18 protein-coding genes are annotated in these 15,549 nt (G+C 56.8%); 7 read left to right on the top strand and 11 right to left on the bottom strand.

Annotated features, from left to right (window positions below):
• Positions 1-4: 4 nt before the first annotated feature.
• A complete protein-coding gene (locus ACO079_RS13595) occupies positions 5-775 on the bottom strand; it encodes an outer membrane protein (protein WP_421790793.1) in 771 nt (256 codons plus the stop codon).
• A gap of 154 nt (positions 776-929) precedes the next feature.
• On the opposite strand from ACO079_RS13595, the gene ACO079_RS13590 reads away from it, so the two are divergent.
• On the top strand, positions 930-1,625 hold the full coding sequence (locus tag ACO079_RS13590) for an SIMPL domain-containing protein (RefSeq protein WP_421790791.1): 696 nt from the start codon (positions 930-932) through the stop codon (positions 1,623-1,625).
• Here the strand turns inward: ACO079_RS13590 and ACO079_RS13585 are convergent.
• Entirely contained in the window at positions 1,622-2,029 is a 408-nt protein-coding gene (locus ACO079_RS13585; RefSeq protein WP_421790789.1) for a hypothetical protein, read from the bottom strand. The two genes, ACO079_RS13590 and ACO079_RS13585, sit on opposite strands and share 4 nt — an antisense overlap.
• Before the next feature lie 60 nt (positions 2,030-2,089).
• A complete protein-coding gene (gene panD, locus ACO079_RS13580) occupies positions 2,090-2,455 on the bottom strand; it encodes an aspartate 1-decarboxylase (protein ID WP_421790788.1) in 366 nt (121 codons plus the stop codon).
• Positions 2,456-2,550: 95 nt separating this feature from the next.
• Between panD and ACO079_RS13575 the strand changes: the two genes are divergently transcribed.
• From ACO079_RS13575 to ACO079_RS13565, 3 genes are all read left to right on the top strand, one after another.
• A complete protein-coding gene (locus tag ACO079_RS13575; RefSeq protein WP_421790786.1) occupies positions 2,551-3,366 on the top strand; it encodes a carbon-nitrogen hydrolase family protein in 816 nt (271 codons plus the stop codon).
• A 52-nt stretch (positions 3,367-3,418) separates the two neighbouring features.
• Entirely contained in the window at positions 3,419-4,339 is a 921-nt protein-coding gene (locus ACO079_RS13570; RefSeq protein ID WP_421790784.1) for a DUF4349 domain-containing protein, read from the top strand.
• Positions 4,340-4,416: 77 nt separating this feature from the next.
• Complete coding sequence (locus ACO079_RS13565; protein WP_421790783.1) at positions 4,417-4,605, top strand: hypothetical protein; 189 nt, start codon at positions 4,417-4,419, stop codon at positions 4,603-4,605.
• Between the two features lie 3 nt (positions 4,606-4,608).
• Here ACO079_RS13565 and ACO079_RS13560 read toward each other — a convergent pair whose 3' ends face one another.
• The 4 genes from ACO079_RS13560 to ACO079_RS13545 all read right to left on the bottom strand — a co-directional run bounded on the left by ACO079_RS13560 (position 4,609) and on the right by ACO079_RS13545 (position 7,179).
• Positions 4,609-5,337 (bottom strand): SDR family oxidoreductase, encoded by a 729-nt coding sequence (locus tag ACO079_RS13560; RefSeq protein ID WP_421790781.1) that lies wholly within the window; start codon positions 5,335-5,337, stop codon positions 4,609-4,611.
• Entirely contained in the window at positions 5,334-5,948 is a 615-nt protein-coding gene (locus ACO079_RS13555) for a 2-hydroxychromene-2-carboxylate isomerase (RefSeq protein ID WP_421790780.1), read from the bottom strand. The genes ACO079_RS13560 and ACO079_RS13555 overlap by 4 nt, the downstream gene beginning before the upstream one ends.
• Positions 5,948-6,238, bottom strand: a complete 291-nt coding sequence (locus ACO079_RS13550) for an aspartate decarboxylase (protein WP_421790779.1) — start codon at positions 6,236-6,238, stop codon at positions 5,948-5,950. Before ACO079_RS13550 ends, ACO079_RS13555 begins: the two co-directional genes overlap by 1 nt.
• 65 nt (positions 6,239-6,303) lie before the next feature.
• Positions 6,304-7,179 (bottom strand): hypothetical protein, encoded by an 876-nt coding sequence (locus ACO079_RS13545; RefSeq protein ID WP_421790778.1) that lies wholly within the window; start codon positions 7,177-7,179, stop codon positions 6,304-6,306.
• Positions 7,180-7,356: 177 nt separating this feature from the next.
• On the opposite strand from ACO079_RS13545, the gene ACO079_RS13540 reads away from it, so the two are divergent.
• Positions 7,357-8,391, top strand: a complete 1,035-nt coding sequence (locus tag ACO079_RS13540; protein ID WP_421790776.1) for a hypothetical protein — start codon at positions 7,357-7,359, stop codon at positions 8,389-8,391.
• A gap of 83 nt (positions 8,392-8,474) precedes the next feature.
• On the opposite strand, the gene ACO079_RS13535 is transcribed toward ACO079_RS13540, so the two are convergent.
• The 4 genes from ACO079_RS13535 to ACO079_RS13520 all read right to left on the bottom strand — a co-directional run bounded on the left by ACO079_RS13535 (position 8,475) and on the right by ACO079_RS13520 (position 13,406).
• Positions 8,475-8,897: a secondary thiamine-phosphate synthase enzyme YjbQ gene (locus tag ACO079_RS13535; RefSeq protein WP_421790775.1), complete on the bottom strand. Its 423-nt coding sequence runs from the start codon at positions 8,895-8,897 to the stop codon at positions 8,475-8,477.
• Between the two features lie 7 nt (positions 8,898-8,904).
• Positions 8,905-10,980, bottom strand: coding sequence for an RNA polymerase sigma factor RpoD (gene rpoD, locus ACO079_RS13530; RefSeq protein WP_421790774.1), 2,076 nt, complete (start codon positions 10,978-10,980; stop codon positions 8,905-8,907).
• 63 nt (positions 10,981-11,043) lie between these two features.
• Complete coding sequence (gene dnaG, locus ACO079_RS13525; protein ID WP_421790773.1) at positions 11,044-12,864, bottom strand: DNA primase; 1,821 nt, start codon at positions 12,862-12,864, stop codon at positions 11,044-11,046.
• A 74-nt stretch (positions 12,865-12,938) separates the two neighbouring features.
• Positions 12,939-13,406 carry a GatB/YqeY domain-containing protein gene (locus ACO079_RS13520; protein WP_421790771.1) on the bottom strand — a complete coding sequence of 156 codons (468 nt, stop codon included), beginning with the start codon at positions 13,404-13,406 and terminating at the stop codon, positions 12,939-12,941.
• A gap of 169 nt (positions 13,407-13,575) precedes the next feature.
• Here ACO079_RS13520 and carA point away from each other — a divergent pair, with 169 nt between their 5' ends.
• Both carA and ACO079_RS13510 read left to right on the top strand, forming a co-directional pair.
• Positions 13,576-14,769, top strand: coding sequence for a glutamine-hydrolyzing carbamoyl-phosphate synthase small subunit (gene carA / locus ACO079_RS13515; protein ID WP_421790769.1), 1,194 nt, complete (start codon positions 13,576-13,578; stop codon positions 14,767-14,769).
• 3 nt (positions 14,770-14,772) lie between these two features.
• The gene (locus ACO079_RS13510) at positions 14,773-15,534 is read left to right on the top strand and encodes an FkbM family methyltransferase (RefSeq protein ID WP_421790768.1); all 762 of its coding nucleotides are present in this window, start codon (positions 14,773-14,775) and stop codon (positions 15,532-15,534) included.
• Positions 15,535-15,549 lie beyond the last annotated feature (15 nt).

Genomic DNA, 15,549 nt, shown 5'->3' with positions numbered 1-15,549 from the left:
CGATTTAAAAGTTGAAGCGGACGCCAAACTCGAAGACGTGCGCGTTATTTTCAACATCCAGGCTGGTCGGGAAAAGCACGGAGTTTGTGCCGGCATCGCCGGCCATCCGGAACCGATAGCCACCAAACAAATCCGTCGTATCATTCAACGGATAGGAGGCGCCAGCCATCACCTGAAACAGACCTACCGATTCCGTGTCCTGGATGATTGCGATGCCGAAAGGTGCGTAATTGACTTCGACTTCCGCCAGACCGACGCCAGCGCCGACATAAGCGGTGAACATTTCCAGCGGAATGTCATAAAAGCCATTCACCGCATAGCTGAGCGTGGAGATGTCGCCCCGGCCATCAGCCACGGCTGCGCCCACAGTCACACCCAGCGGCGCGCTGCCCGTGATCAGAACCGCAGCATCAGCCGCATCAATGCTGTTCCCGCCGGCGGTGACATTAGTGTGGGTGTCGACATCGGCGCTCGAGTAAGCGATTTCGAACTCCAGACGGACATTTTCGATGACTTCCCGGCCAATAGCGCCAGAGAAAAAACCACCCGTGCCAAATTCGGTGTTCCAGGCAATAGGTGTGCCCTGCGACAGCGTCGTTCCAGCCGGAACCGCCACGCCATTACCGGTCACGAAGTCGCGGGTCAAAGCGCCAGAATTGCCGCTGTCGGCCTGCAGATTGAAGCCGCCGGAAACCGAAACATAGTTTTGTGCACTCGCGGTACCGGCAAGCGCCAGCGTTGCGGCCGATGCTGCAAGAATACTTTTGAAGAACATGATTTTACCTCTTGATGGGTTGGGAGACATCAAGGGGTACGCAGGCGTGCGAAAACGGTTCACCGCAAAATGAATGGGGGATTTATGGCGGTGCCGTACTACCGCCGTATCACCCGGCTAGACGGTCCACCAACGTCAAATCAAAGAGGTTCAAATGATCCGCTCAACCTTGCTTGCCAGTTCTGTTTTTCTTGCACTTTCCACGCCTGCATTTGCTCAGGAGGAGCCGGGCCGTTTGTCACTCAGCGCCACAGGTGAAGTTCAGGCCGCCCCCGACCTTGCGATGGTCCAATCCGGCGTCGTCAGCGAAGGCCGAACCGCGGCTGAAGCCTTGAATGCCAATTCACGATTGATGGCCTCTGTCTTTTCCGCACTGGATCGCGCCGGGATTGAAAGGCAGGACGTCCAGACGTCTAATCTTCAGGTTAATCCGGTATGGTCGAATTATTCGTCCGGCGAGAGCCGACGCATTACAGGATATCAGGTGACGAACATGGTTACGGCCCGCGTCGACGACCTTGATAATCTGGGTGGAACGATCGATGCACTGGTGTCATCCGGTGCAAACAACATCCAGGGAGTGACGTTCGGCCTTGAAGACGATTCCGCGGCCCGGAATGAGGCGCGAAGGCGCGCCGTTGCGGCATTGCGGCAGACCGCTGACCTTTACGCCACGGCTCTGGGCATCGAATTGGGCGGATTGATCGAATTCTCCGAGTCAGGCGGCTTCTCGCCTCAACCGCGCGCCATGCTGGCCCGCACAGAAAGTTTCGACGCATCGACACCGGTTGCGGCCGGTCAATTGACGGTGTCGGTCACTATTAATGGCGTGTACGCGATCGAGGATTAGGCGGCGCGTTCCCGCTCTGCGCGGCGGGCTTCGGCGAGCGGGAAAATCCATGCGTTTGCGTCCTCCTGCGATGCATGGGCTTTCACCATGAGGCCGCCCGCATGCAACAGCCGCGTCATATACATAACATGCGCCAGTTGTTGGGCCCCAAACACGTAGGCAAACGGCATTCCTTTCGGCAGCCCTTTGGCAAATACCGAGGCAATCTCGTGGAACTCCCTCATTGAGTGGCCGAGAATGGCATCGGAATAATCGATTATTACGCCGTTCAAGGGCGCGGTTTCGAAACGCCGCACAAGGGTTCTCGCATTATCGAGGCTGACCGAAAAGATGTTCGGCCCATGCAAAACCGCCTGGAAAATACCCGGCGGGTCAATAATGGATTTATCGACACTAAATGCCACCAGCGCATGCTCCGGAACCCAATTGCCGGAATCGAATACACCGTGAAATTATAGAAATTCTTAAGCCGCTTCAGGCGTTTGCAGCGGATGATTGTGTTCATCAAACACAAGTACGCCCGGCTCATGGCGTTCGGCCTCCACCGCGTCCATTTCTGCATAAGCGACCACTATGATCCTGTCGCCGACCTGGGCGAGACGCGCGGCTGCGCCATTGATTCCGAACTTCCGTGAACCGCGAGGTGCCGGAATTGTATACGTCGTGAAGCGGGAGCCATTATTGATGTTCAAAACATCGACCTGCTCATAGGGCAGGATGCCGGATGCGTCGAGAAAATCGCGATCAACCGATATCGAACCTTCATAGTGAAGATCTGCTTCCGTTACGGTCGCGCGATGCAACTTCGATTTCATCATTTTCAAACGCATGGAATTATCCTGACTGCTGGTCATGTTGCGGCGCATATAACCGAAATCCACCGCTGGATATAGTGTCTTGCCTGACGTTCCGAAAGGGAGGGAAAATGCCCAAACTCGCCGCGCTGCAACATGCATCGTCTCCGGACATCGACGCCAATCTGGAAACGGCCCGCCAAATGTTGGCAAAGGCGGCTGCGAAGGGTGCCAAGGTCGCCGTGTTTCCGGAAATTCAGCTGTCGCCCTTTTTCCCCGTGGCGCGCGGCAATAACGCCAGCGCCTATGCGATGACTGATGAAAACCCGGCACTCAACGAACTTGGCAAGATGGCCAAATCCAATGGAATCGTCACTGTGGCGAACATTTATTTTCAGGAAAAAGACGGCCGACGCTTTGACGCCTCACCTGTCTTCGAGGCCGATGGGACGCTGATAGGCATCTCGAAAATGGTGCACATCGCGCAGTTCGAAAAGTTCTGGGAGAAAGACTATTATGCCTCCGGAAGCGGCTTCGATGTTTACGACACATCGGCCGGGCGCGTCGGCGTCGTCATTTGCTATGACCGGCATTTCCCGGAAAGCTATCGTGCGAGCGCGCTTCAAGGTGCCGAGATCATTGCAACGCCGACCTGTAATCTGGCAGGGGAGCCCCTGGACTTGTTTGCCTGGGAGATGCGGATTCTGGCCATGCAGAACTCTGTCTATTCCATTCTGGCCAATCGCTGCGGCGTCGAGGGCGATACTGCCTATGGCGGACATTCGGTGATCGCCGGGCCGGAAGGTGAACTTCTAGCTGCAGCTGGTGCAGACGAATCCGTTCTGGTCGCGGAGTATGATCTCGATTACCGGGCCAGGGCCGCCGCTCAAAGAAACTGGCTGGGCGAGTTAAAACCCTGGCTCAAGCCCGGCACTAAAACGCCTTGATCTTGCCGTCATCGGTGCCTTCAATCAACGGGATGGGAACGGGAGACAGGACATGATCAAACGTATCGCCGCTATAGCGGGCGCTGGACTCATTCTAACAGCTTGTGGGGCTGATCGAGGATCAGTGGACTATGTCGCTGAACCCGCCTTTGATGATGGTATTGTTGTTACTGGCTCTAGGCTGGTTAGCTCCGAGTTTGGTTCTGTCGAACCTGTTCAGCTTGTTGGCGGCGTTCAAGACGGACAAGCCGAGGCACCCGAGGATGAAAATCCAGGATTCCTTGCCTACGCTTACGGCATGGCGGTCGAGACGCCATCGGACAACCTGGAAGCGCTTTTCCAGCTTCATCGCCAAGTCTGCGAGGATGCGGGGCCGAACGTGTGCCAGATCATCAATGCTCAGGTGTCGACCCAATCCGCTGATCGGTCCAGCGGGCAATTGTCGCTGCGCGCAACGCCTGCCTGGCTGACCGAATTTCGGGCGCGAATAAGTGAGGATGCCGAGGCCGCCGGTGGCCGGCTTTTGTCGGAGACCACTTCGGCCGAAGATTTGTCCGCTCCCATTCTGGATACGCGCGCGCGTCTCACTGGCCAGACTGCATTACGAGATCGATTGATCCTTTTGCTGGAAACAGACGAGGCGAGCGTCGAAGAATTGATCCGGGTCGAGCGCGAGCTCGCGCGTGTGCAGACTGAAATCGAAAGCGCTACCTCGCGCCTGCGCTATCTGGAGCGGCGCGTTTCCATGTCGCTTCTGACCATCAATTATCGATCGGAAGCGGTGCCGTTTACGCCTTCTACAACAAACCCGATAACGGCAGCGATCAACGATTTCCTGAGCATTGCCTCACGCGGGCTCGCGACCGTAATCCGACTCACAGCGGCTATTCTACCCTGGTTGATCCTGATCATTCCGGCGTTCTGGCTGATCCGTTCGCGCTGGCGGCGCTGGATGGCGCAACGCCACAGATAATTCCGGCATGATCGCCCGTCCGAACTGATCCAACTTCGGTGTTTGGCCGTACAATGTTTCAGTTAAGGGAGATTGATATGAACGGCTCAAACCGCCGCCAACTTTTCGAACTCGGTCAAATGCTGGCGCAACAAGCGCGCCTCTTGAAATCCGAAGGCGTCGCGGAAGCTCAGAAGATTGCGGAGCGCGCAGGGGACTATCTGAACCTGGCTCGCGCCTATCCTCTGCATCAGCCCGTCCCGGTGCGCGTCAAAAGCCGCCCCTAGGTTTCACCAGGTTTCCGCCCATGGCCTGAGATCCAACTCGTGGGTCCAGGCCGAGCGCGGCTGCTCGTGCAACATGACATAGTTTTGAGCAATCGCGGCTGGCGAGAGAATTCGATCCTCCGCGCGCAATCCATCAACGCCCGGGACGTTATCCCGAATAAAACTGGAATCGATCATGCCATCCACGACGACATGGGCAACATGGATGTTTCGGGGGCCTAGTTCACGCGCCATGGATTGCGCCAGCGCACGAAGCGCAAACTTGGCCCCCGCAAAAGCGGAATAGACCTTTCCACCCCGCAGGCTGGCCGTGGCCCCGGTAAACAAAATAGTGCCCCGGCCCCTGTCCAGCATCGGCCCGGCGACTTCACGGCCCATCAGGAAACCCGCGAACGCCGCCATCTCCCAGACCTTGCGATAAACACGCGATGTGGTTTCACGAATGCCGAACCGGACATTTGCGCCGATATTGAAAACCGCAACTTCGATTGGGCCGACCTCGGCCTCGATCGTGCTGATGAGATTGACCATCTCGTCTTCTTCGCGTGCATCCATGCCGAAGGCGCGCGCCTTACCGCCTTTGACTTCAATATCGGCGACTAGCTGTTCCAACTTGTCGAGATGCCGTGGCCGACGAACCACGCAGGCAGTCAGGCCTTTTTCTGCGAAAGCATGAGCGATGGCCGAACCCGTATCATCGCCTGCCCCTACGACCAGACACGCGCCGTTCATGGACCCTGCTTTCTGATCTCTTCCTCGACCTGATCGAGGCGATCTTTTCCGAAGAACATTTCATCCCCGACAAAGAAGGTTGGAATGCCAAACACGCCCCGCTCAACGGCAGCAGCCGTATTTTCCATCAATCCCTTTTTGACTTCAGGCGATTGGATCAGTGCCGCCATATCATCCGCGTCGTATCCGGCATCCGTCCAGGTCTGCGCCAGCACTTCGCTATCATTCAGATTTCTCGGCGCTTCCCACATAAATGTCAGGATGGCGTCAACATAGCGGCGCAAGTCGGCCTGACCTTTCATTTCCATCGCCACCGCGCCGCGCATCAGCGGCAATGTGTTGATCGGGAAATTCGGATTGAAATTGAATTTCGTCAGTTCGTGCCGGTCGATAAAGCGCTGGAATTCAAGCATGTCGTATTCCAGCTTTCCCTTTACACCCGCAAAGGCCAGCATGGGTGCCTGATTGCCTGTGGACTTGAATATCCCGCCCAACAGGCAAGGCTTGTAGGTGAACGTGACGCCGGTGCGACGTTCAATCCCCGCCACCAGCTTGTGAGCCAGATAAGCATTCGGGCTTCCAAAATCGAAAATGAAGTCAACTTGCGGCATCAGCCTTCCCGCCATTTTTCCATGGACGAGGATATCGCGAAGGTCTCGCGATATTTCGGGCTGTCAGACGGCCGCGGTGGCTTGTCACGCGTTAGCTCCATAATCTCCGCCAGCTTGTTGTGTGCCGCGCCGGACTGGCCGGCACCAATATAAGCGTGCAGCTCTACAAGCGCGTTGGAAAGCGGATCATCCGCGCGAATGACAAAATAGGGTTCGTCATTGGCAAGGTCAGGATAACAGTCGAATTTGGATGGGTTGGATTTTGAACCCAGTGTGCGATCGGTGGACATGCCGGTGCCTCCCCATGTCAGCGAAGAATCAGTTGGCAGTAGCTTAGCGCGCCCGCGCTAAGGTTTCAGCCCGCGGAATGGGGCTCCAACAAGGGGCCGCGTGCCATGGAATTCTGGAAGAGCATCCGCATCAAGCCGGGCGTATCCTGCGAAGCTGTGCGAGCGAGATGATCCTGGATATCCTGAGGCACGGCGCGTTCCTCAGCCAGCGGGTTCTGGGCCGCGACCGAGGCTTCGAACAGTTGCGTGTCGGCATCCGCCGCACCGGTTAAATCAGCGATGCGGTGCATAACGACAGCCGAGCAGGCCGGCGAGCCACCGGCATCCCGTAACGTCGCGATAGAAAGCCCATCCAGCACTTCAGCTTTTTGCCGGGCCACACCGTTGAAGATGCCAAACATCATGGCGACAGCCTCTTCATCGGCAGCGATGGAAAAGAGCTGGTGCTGCAGCAACAGCGCCCGGCCGCGATAACGCACGCCTTCAATGCCAGATGTGAACTCGATGATATTTTCACGGTTGCAACGGATTAGCGTGATGTCGTGCAGGAATCGTCCCGGCAAATCGCTGGAATAACGCGTCGAGCGCCAGATACCTTCATAGGCCGTTGCCCGGCGCTTGGCCCCGCGTGTAGCCTCCTCGAGCAATGCATCAGGAATCCAGTCCTGCATTGTGCTCGAACCGGTGCCCGTCTCATTACCAAGCCGAGCAGAAAAGGCATTGATGTCGGCTTCCCAGTCCAACATAGAGAACCCATCGATCCGCTGAGCAATATATTGTGTCAGCAGGGACCGGTTGTGTTCGGACGGCATAACCGCCCCGGAAGCCCAGCGCCCGACCAGCGACTTGTCCACATTCAAGGCCGCCGCCAACCCGGCCCGGCTAACAGAAAGGGATTTCAGCACAAGCTGGAGCTTCTCGGAAAAGGCGATCGGTCGCATGGCGAAAATGTGTCACGGGTTGCATTTCGATGCAACCAAGTTGCATCGCGTTGCAACCTTCATGCGCGTTGTAGTCCTGACCTGCACCTCCCCGCATGAACCGAATTTCTCCATAAAGCGCAATGTATTCGCCAGCGCGTGTTGAGGGACAGCGCGGTCCATCAACAGGAGACAAAATTGAAAACGAAATTGAAAACTGTTCTGCTTGGAGGGTTAGGGCTCTCTTTCTTAGCGACAGCATCTGCCAGTGCCGACGGCACCGACTTTTCCTTCCCGGTCCACGATATTCTGGTCACGCAACACACGCCTTCCATCAGTATCACAGTCCGCAATATCGCGAATTCGACAGATCCTGCTGACCGCAATCTGCGCGTAGTCTCCGGTGAGACCGAGATTGTGAACGTACGGGGCCAGGTTTGGTGCAAATCCTATGACTTCGCCGAAACAGCTGCATTGCGCGCCCATGGCATGCCGACCCATATCGACATCGTCTCAGCGCCTGGAGGCGGAGCAATCCCCTCCCCCTTCCTGTTTGGCAGCGATATGCCTGACCATACCCAGATGTTCAATGGCACAGATACGCTCGAGAATTTTGACATTGATATGCCATTGGAGATCCCTCAGGACTGGGATGCGAATGCGCTGGTCGATATTGGCTGGTTCAATCCGGTCCGTGAGGTCGAGGAACATCTGCAACTATTCACCGAAAACAATGCGGGCTCGGAAGCCGACTTCCTTCGCCAGGATGATGTCTTCGAAGTTCAATTGCCGATCAGCGCCGTGGGCTGGTGTCAGTATGACAGCGGCACGATCGACAATGACTATGCTGGCGCGCGCTATTTCACCGTGATCGCACGTATCTTTTATCAAGGTGACGATGACATTCAGGATGTCATCCGCACCGTCGGTGGCGCGGGAAACGTCGCGGCTCCGGTCCCGAACCGCGCGCGCGAAACAGCCACCACGAACGGCGCTTCGGGAATGCCACCGGCCCGCGTCTCGCGGCCAGCCCGTGCTAGCGACACGTCGGCCAGCGGCACGGCGGCCAGCGACATTCGCAGTGAGGAGGACGATTCTCGAGCAGGACTTATCCTGCCGGCGGTGCAACGGGTGCGGGAAGCAGATGACGACGGTGAAGCGGCGCCCATAGATGCGCTGCGCATCATCAACCGCACGGCTGATGACGGCGTTGAGCCAGACGAAATCGACTAACCCGGAAAACACCCATGACGGCACCTCACCCAGACGGCGCTGTCATTATAAAGGGCGGCCAAGCCCCACCTGGCCGCCCTTTTTTATTTTGACAGGTGAAGCACGATCTGCCGGGAATGTGGCGCATCGCGATGTTCAAACAGGTAAAGCCCCTGCCAGGTGCCCAGTGCTAACCGCCCATCGGTAACGGGGATGGAAAGCGAAGTCGCCGTCAGGGCTGCCTTGATATGAGCGGGCATATCGTCTGGTCCTTCCGTAGTGTGCCGCAGCCAGCCCATGGTCGGGTCATCACTATGCGGCACCAACCGGCGGAAAAACTCATCCAGATCTCGCCGCACATCCGGATCGGCATTTTCCTGGATCACCAGCGAACAGGAGGTGTGCCGGACAAAACACGTCAGCAGGCCCTCGCCCGCCTCCTTCTCGGCAACAAATCGGGTAGCCTTTGACGTGACATCATAAAGGCCAGGCCCGTTTGTAGAGAGGCGGAGTGTGGTCTGGGGCATTTGCCCGCTAGTTATCCAGGAAGCTCCGCAGTTTGCGCGAGCGGCTCGGGTGTTTCAGCTTGCGCAACGCTTTGGCTTCAATCTGACGGATCCGTTCGCGGGTCACCGAGAACTGTTGCCCCACTTCTTCCAGCGTGTGGTCCGTATTCATGCCAATGCCAAACCGCATACGAAGGACGCGCTCTTCGCGCGGCGTCAGAGAGGCCAGCACGCGGGTCGTGGTTTCACGTAGATTGGCATGAATGGCCGCATCAATCGGCAGGACCGCATTCTTGTCCTCGATGAAATCGCCGAGGTGCGAGTCTTCCTCATCCCCGATGGGCGTTTCCAGCGAGATCGGCTCTTTAGCGATTTTCATCACCTTGCGAACCTTTTCCAGCGGCATGCCGAGTTTTTCGGCCAGCTCTTCCGGCGTCGGCTCGCGGCCGAATTCATGCAGGAACTGACGCGAGGTCCGGACAATCTTGTTGATTGTCTCGATCATATGCACCGGGATCCGGATGGTCCGGGCCTGATCCGCAATGGACCGCGTGATCGCCTGACGGATCCACCACGTAGCGTAGGTCGAAAATTTGTAGCCGCGGCGATACTCAAATTTATCGACCGCTTTCATCAGGCCGATATTTCCTTCCTGGATCAAATCGAGGAATTGCAGCCCGCGATTCGTGTATTTTTTCGCAATCGAAATAACCAGGCGGAGATTGGCCTCAACCATCTCCTTCTTGGCGATGCGGGCTTCGCGCTCACCCTTCTGCACCGCTTTCACGATACGACGGAAATCATCAACCGGCACGCCGGAACGCTGCGCAATCTCGGAGATTTCCTCGCGGATGGATTCCACAACCCCTTCTTCACGCTGAATAAATCGCGTCCAGGACTTCGACTTATCCTTGAAATCGTCCAGCCAGTTCGGATTTGTTTCGTTTCCGAAATATGCTTCCATGAACTCAAGCCGCGGCACGCCGTGGGCGTCGGCCATGCGCAAAAGGCGGCCTTCGAGCGCCATCAATTCCTTGTTGATCGCATAAAGCTGTTCTACCAGCGCCTCGATCCGCGCATTGTTGAGATGCAGGCTATTCAATTCGGTGACGATACGCGCCTGTAACTCTTCATATTTCTCGCGGCTCTGCTTTGTCAGGTCCTTGCCGGCGATGCGTGCGGCAACCAGCTTGTCCTGCAACTTCCTGAAAGCCGTAAAATCGGAAGCAATCGCGTCGAGGATTTCCATAACCTCGTCACGCAGCTCGGCTTCCATTGCCGAGAGGGAGAGGTTTACGCCCTCATCCTCGTCATCATCATCTTCGTCGTCACTACCTTCGCCGTCTTCCTTGCCATCCTTGTTCTTCTCTTCGTGGCCCTCCGGCATTTTCGGCTTGGGCTTGTCTTCCGGCTTGCCGCCGGGCTGCTGGTCCGGGCGCCCGGTTTCAGAATAGTCAGGCTGCGGATTTTTACCGGTAAAGGTGGCATCCAGGTCGATCACATCCCGCAGAAGAACGCGGCCTTCTTCGACTTCTTCACGCCAAACCATGATGGCTTCAAATGTCAGCGGGCTTTCGCACAGCCCTCGGATCATCGCATTGCGTCCGGCCTCGATGCGTTTGGCGATGGCGATCTCACCCTCACGGGACAAAAGCTCGACTGTGCCCATTTCGCGGAGATACATGCGCACCGGATCATCAGTGCGGTCTGATGCGCTGGTCGTGTTCTGGCCGGTGACGGTTGTATTGGCCTTAGCTGTTACAGCTTTTCCCTCTTCCTTTCCGTCGCCGTCATCGTCCCCTTCATTGTCGCCTTTACCATCGCCTTCCTTGGCTTTGGTGTCGTCCTCATCATCGGGCGCATCTTCGCTATCAATGACGTTAACGCCGACTTCAGACAGCTGGGCGAGCACATCTTCAATTTGCTCGGAAGTGAATTCCTCTTCCGGCAAAACCTTGATGATTTCGTCGTGGGTGACATAGCCGCGTTTTTTCGCGGCTTTGATCATCGCCTTGACCGAGCGATCGGTGAGATCGAGGAGCGGGCTGTCTTGCGTTTGTTCGCCAGATTTCGCTGCCGCTGCCGACTTCGTTTTTGTTGCCATGCCTAAGTGTTTCCCGTCCGGTGGCTGATTCGCCACCCGCAATTCCTGATCAACCCGCCAACCTCAGGTGTCGGGCTTTTGCCGTGTGCGGCGCCGCCGATGATCTTCCATCAGGCTGCGCAATGTGTCGGCATCATCGTTCTCAATTTCTTCGGCGAGCCGTGACAGGCGTTCTGGCCGCAAAGACTGATACCCCGTATGTTCCATATAAGCGCTTGCGAGGCGTGTCCAAGCCTCTTCTCGCTGGATTGCAGTTGCGGTTTCGCCGCCGAGCGCCGCCCGCATCGGTATGCGCTCCGGATCAAGACGTTTCAAATCTGCCGCAAAGCCATGATTCATCAGCAAGTTTCGTATTCCACCGGCCTGGTCAACGTCCTCTGATGAAAGCGAGTCAAGGATTGCATCTCGAAGTCCATCCATTTGACCACAGGGCAGGCTTAATAACAGTTCTGCCTGATTTTCCGCGATTTCCGGATATTCGATCGCTGCCAACAATAGATGGCGGGCGCGCGTTGGCACCGGGCGAGCGCCAGCCAATCGCTTTGTTTCCTCTTTCGCGCCGAGGCGAATCCCCTTTCGGAAAGACCGGTTGCCTCGCCCCGGTGCACCGAAGGCTTGATCCAGGCGCCTGTCGAATTCGCGCTGGTATTCAGATCGAACCGAGGCGTTCTCGATTTTATACAGCAGGTCCCGCAATCGCTTGCGGAACCCAGCGCGCCGGTCGGGATCATCCAGCGGTTCCTTTTCTGCCTCCATGTCCCAAAGGATGGACGCCAGGGGCCGCGTATTTCCCATCACATCCTTGAGCGCCGCAGCGCCCTCTTCACGCAGCATATCATCCGGGTCTTTGCCATCTGGCAGGAATACAAAGCGGAGCGTTTTTCCGGGCTCAAGGAGCGGCAGAGCCCGTTCGGCTGCCCGGTTGGCCGCCATGCGTCCGGCCGCATCGCCGTCGAGGCACAGGATCGGCTCATCGCCTGCTTGCCAGAGCATTTTGATCTGGTCTTCCCCCAGCGCCGTGCCCAGCGGCGCGACGGCATTTTCCAGTCCGGCGCGTGAGAAGGCAATCGCATCGAAATAACCTTCCGCCACAATCAAACCGTTCGCGTTGTTCTTTGGATCCGCTGCCGCCCGGCGCGCAGGCACATAGCGATAGAGGTTATGGCCTTTGTGAAAGATCGGGGTTTCAGGCGAATTCATGTATTTCGCCTTGGCATTGGCGGACATGGCCCGCCCGCCAAACGCGACCAGACGGTTTCGACGGTCGCGGATCGCAAACATGATCCTGCCGCGAAAGCGGTCAAAAGGGACCCCGCCTTCATCGGGTGCAATCAACAAACCGCAATCGATCAACTCTGCAGGGGAAGCGCCCGCTGCGGTCAATTCCTCCTTCAGGGCTGTCCGGCGGTCGGGCGCATAGCCGATCTCGTAGGCGGTCCACTCCTTGGGGCCGTAACCACGGCGTTCCAGATAGGCACGGGCATCTGCGCCCGCCGACGACTTCAGCTGCTGTGAATAAAAGCGCTGGGCCGCTTCCATCCACTCAATAAGGGATTTGGAGGCTTCAGCCTTTCTGGCGGCTTCCGGATCCGCTTTCGGCATTGGCAACCCTGCAAGGGATGCGAGCTGCTCGGCGGCTTCCATGAATGACAGACCTTCGATTTTCATCAACCAGTCAAACGCATCACCGTGCTCGTTGGTCGAGAAACAATGATAGAACCGCTTTTCATCATTGACGGTGAAGGACGGCGTTTTTTCTTTCTTGAAGGGAGAAAGCCCCACAAATTCGCGGCCGGTCCGCTTCAGATTGACCTTGCGCCCGATCAGATCCGACAAGCGAATCCGCGCGCGGATTTCATCCTTGAAATCATCGGTCAAACGCATGGGGCATCCCGCAACGGCGAAATGCCCCATGGTATCCCAATCAATGTGGAATGGCGACGGCTAATGGCGAAGACTCAGGCCGCTTTCGTCAAAAGCGATTTGATCTTCGCGCCCGCCCGGGAAAAATCCATGCGGCCTGTGTAGCGCTCTTTGAGCGCACCCATGCATTTTCCCATATCCTTCAGGCCGGTGGCCCCCAATTCCTCGACGACTTGACTGGCAGCAGCTTCAATTTCGTCCTCGTCCATCGGCTGAGGCAAATATTCGCGCACGATTTCAGCTTCGGCGCGCTCTTTCTCTGCAAGGTCGAGCCGGCCAGCATTTTCGTATGTGTCTGCACTTTCATCGCGTTGTTTCGCGAGCTTTTGCAGGATGGCCATAATCTCGCCGGACTCGCAGCCCTGACAGCGATCCTCGGCACGCGCGGCAATGTCACGGTCCTTGATGGCCGTAGAAATCAAGCGCAGCGTTGAAAGACGCACAGCGTCCTTGTTTTTCATTGCGATCTTCAGATCAGCGAGAATTCGTTCACGTATCGACATATCATTCAATACCTTGGTGCCAAACTGACACCGATAAAGGCCTTTGTTTTTCCTATATAATTTGGTTCAAGCACTGGCTTGACCTCGTGTGGGGCGCCTCCTAGCGTCGCGCTCCGTCTGAGGGTAAAGATAGCGATTAACGCCCCCTCATTTCAAGGAGCGCGCTCGTATGACGGCGACAAAAAAAAATCAACCCCCAATGCCAATGACTTACGCGCGACTTGTCCTGGCCGACGGGACCGTTTTTGCCGGTAAAGGGCTGGGTGCTCGCGGCGAATCGATCGGAGAGCTCTGCTTCAACACAGCGATGACGGGTCAGCAGGAAATCCTCGCCGACCCATCATATGCTGGACAAATCGTCTGCTTCACCTTCCCCCATGTCGGCAATGTTGGCACCAACGCGGAAGACGAGGAGGCCGCCAGTGATCCCGCGACGAGGGCTGCGACGGGAACGGTGATGCGCGCGGATATGACGGATCCGGCGAATTATCGGGCGCAAGAGCATTTCTCCGACTGGATGGCAGACCGGGCTATTATTGGAATTTCCGGCGTCGATACCCGTGCCATCACACGGCGTATTCGCGAAAGCGGTATGCCCATGGCTGTTATTACCCACGCCGAAATGAATAATTTTGATCTGGAAAGGCTGATAGAAATCGCTCGAACCGCCCAGACCATGGAAGGACGCGAACTGGCCGCCGGCGTTATGTCAGGCGGCGACACCGATTGGCAGGAAGGCGACTGGATTTGGGACAAAGGCTTTGAAACCGGACCGGAAAACGGGCCGTTGGTCGCGGTCCTGGATTACGGTGTGAAAGCAAATATCCTGCGCCGTCTGGTTTCCGCCGGGGCCCGCGTAAAAGTCATGCCCGGCAAATCGACCGCAACCGATGTGCTGGCTGCCAAACCTGACGGCGTTCTGATATCAAATGGTCCGGGTGACCCTGCCGCGACGGGCAGTTATGCCCTCAAGACTATTCGCGGCGTGATCGATGCTGGCGTACCTGTCCTTGGCATCTGCCTGGGGCATCAAATGCTTGCGCTGGCGCTGGGCGGAAAGACCGTCAAGATGGCTCAAGGCCATCATGGCGCTAATCACCCGGTCAAAAATCATGAGACCGGCCAAGTGGAAATCGTTTCTATGAATCACGGCTTCGCCGTCGATGCCAGCACATTGCCGGCCGATGCGGTGGAAACGCACGTTTCGCTATTTGATGGAACGAATTGCGGTTTTCGTCTGACTTCGAAGCCGGTCATGTCGGTTCAGCATCATCCTGAAGCCAGCCCGGGACCGCAGGACAGTTTTGCCGTTTTCGACCGCTTCGTGGCCAGCCTGAAAAAAGCTGAAGCCAGCCCGGCCTGAGCCGTGAACCCCAACCGAACTGCCTCCATTCCGCTAACCTTTGCGGAACAGCTGAAGCGTTTTTTTGTTCCTGCCAAATACAATCTGGAACGCATCACAGCGCGCGAGTTGAAATGCGGTGAACCGGAAATCCATCTGCTGCAGGTGCTGGTGGATCGAAAGCGCACGGCATTCGACATCGGCGCCAATCGTGGCATCTGGGCTCATGTCATGTCGCGCTACACCGAAACGGTCTGGGCGTTCGAGCCCAATCCGGTGATGTTCGACTGGCTGCAACGCGGGGTGAGCGGCAAAATAAAATGTCTTAGCTATGCCCTCTCTGATCGCGACGGCCCGTGCGAGCTGCTGATTCCCGGAAAGGGCCGGAAATTTTCTAATCAGGGAGCTTCGCTTTCAGAAACAAAGGTCGGCGACTGCCCCCATCTTCGTATTCACGCGGAAAGGATCCGACTGGATCAGCTGGACCCACCCCCGGTCGGCTTCATGAAAATTGATGTTGAAGGTCATGAACGTGAGGTCCTGGCGGGGGCAGCTGCGACCATTGCGCGCGATCGACCGGTGATGATTATCGAGCTGGAGGAGCGTCATACAGGGCGTCGTATTGAGGATGAACTCGATCATGTCGAGACATTCGGATATGACACCTTCGTCCTGAAGGACGGGACACTTCATCCGCGTTCTGCTTTCGATGCAGATGTTGATCATCGGCAGAAAGCCGGACAATCTGGCTATCTGAACAATTTTGTTTTCCGGCCACGAGCCTAAGCGTGAGAGTGAAAA

Source organism: Hyphobacterium sp. (assembly GCF_965228115.1).
Classification (GTDB): Bacteria; Pseudomonadota; Alphaproteobacteria; order Caulobacterales; family Maricaulaceae; genus Hyphobacterium.
The sequence above is the reverse complement of the archived record's forward strand: the minus strand, read 5'-3'. Positions and strand labels throughout refer to the sequence as shown.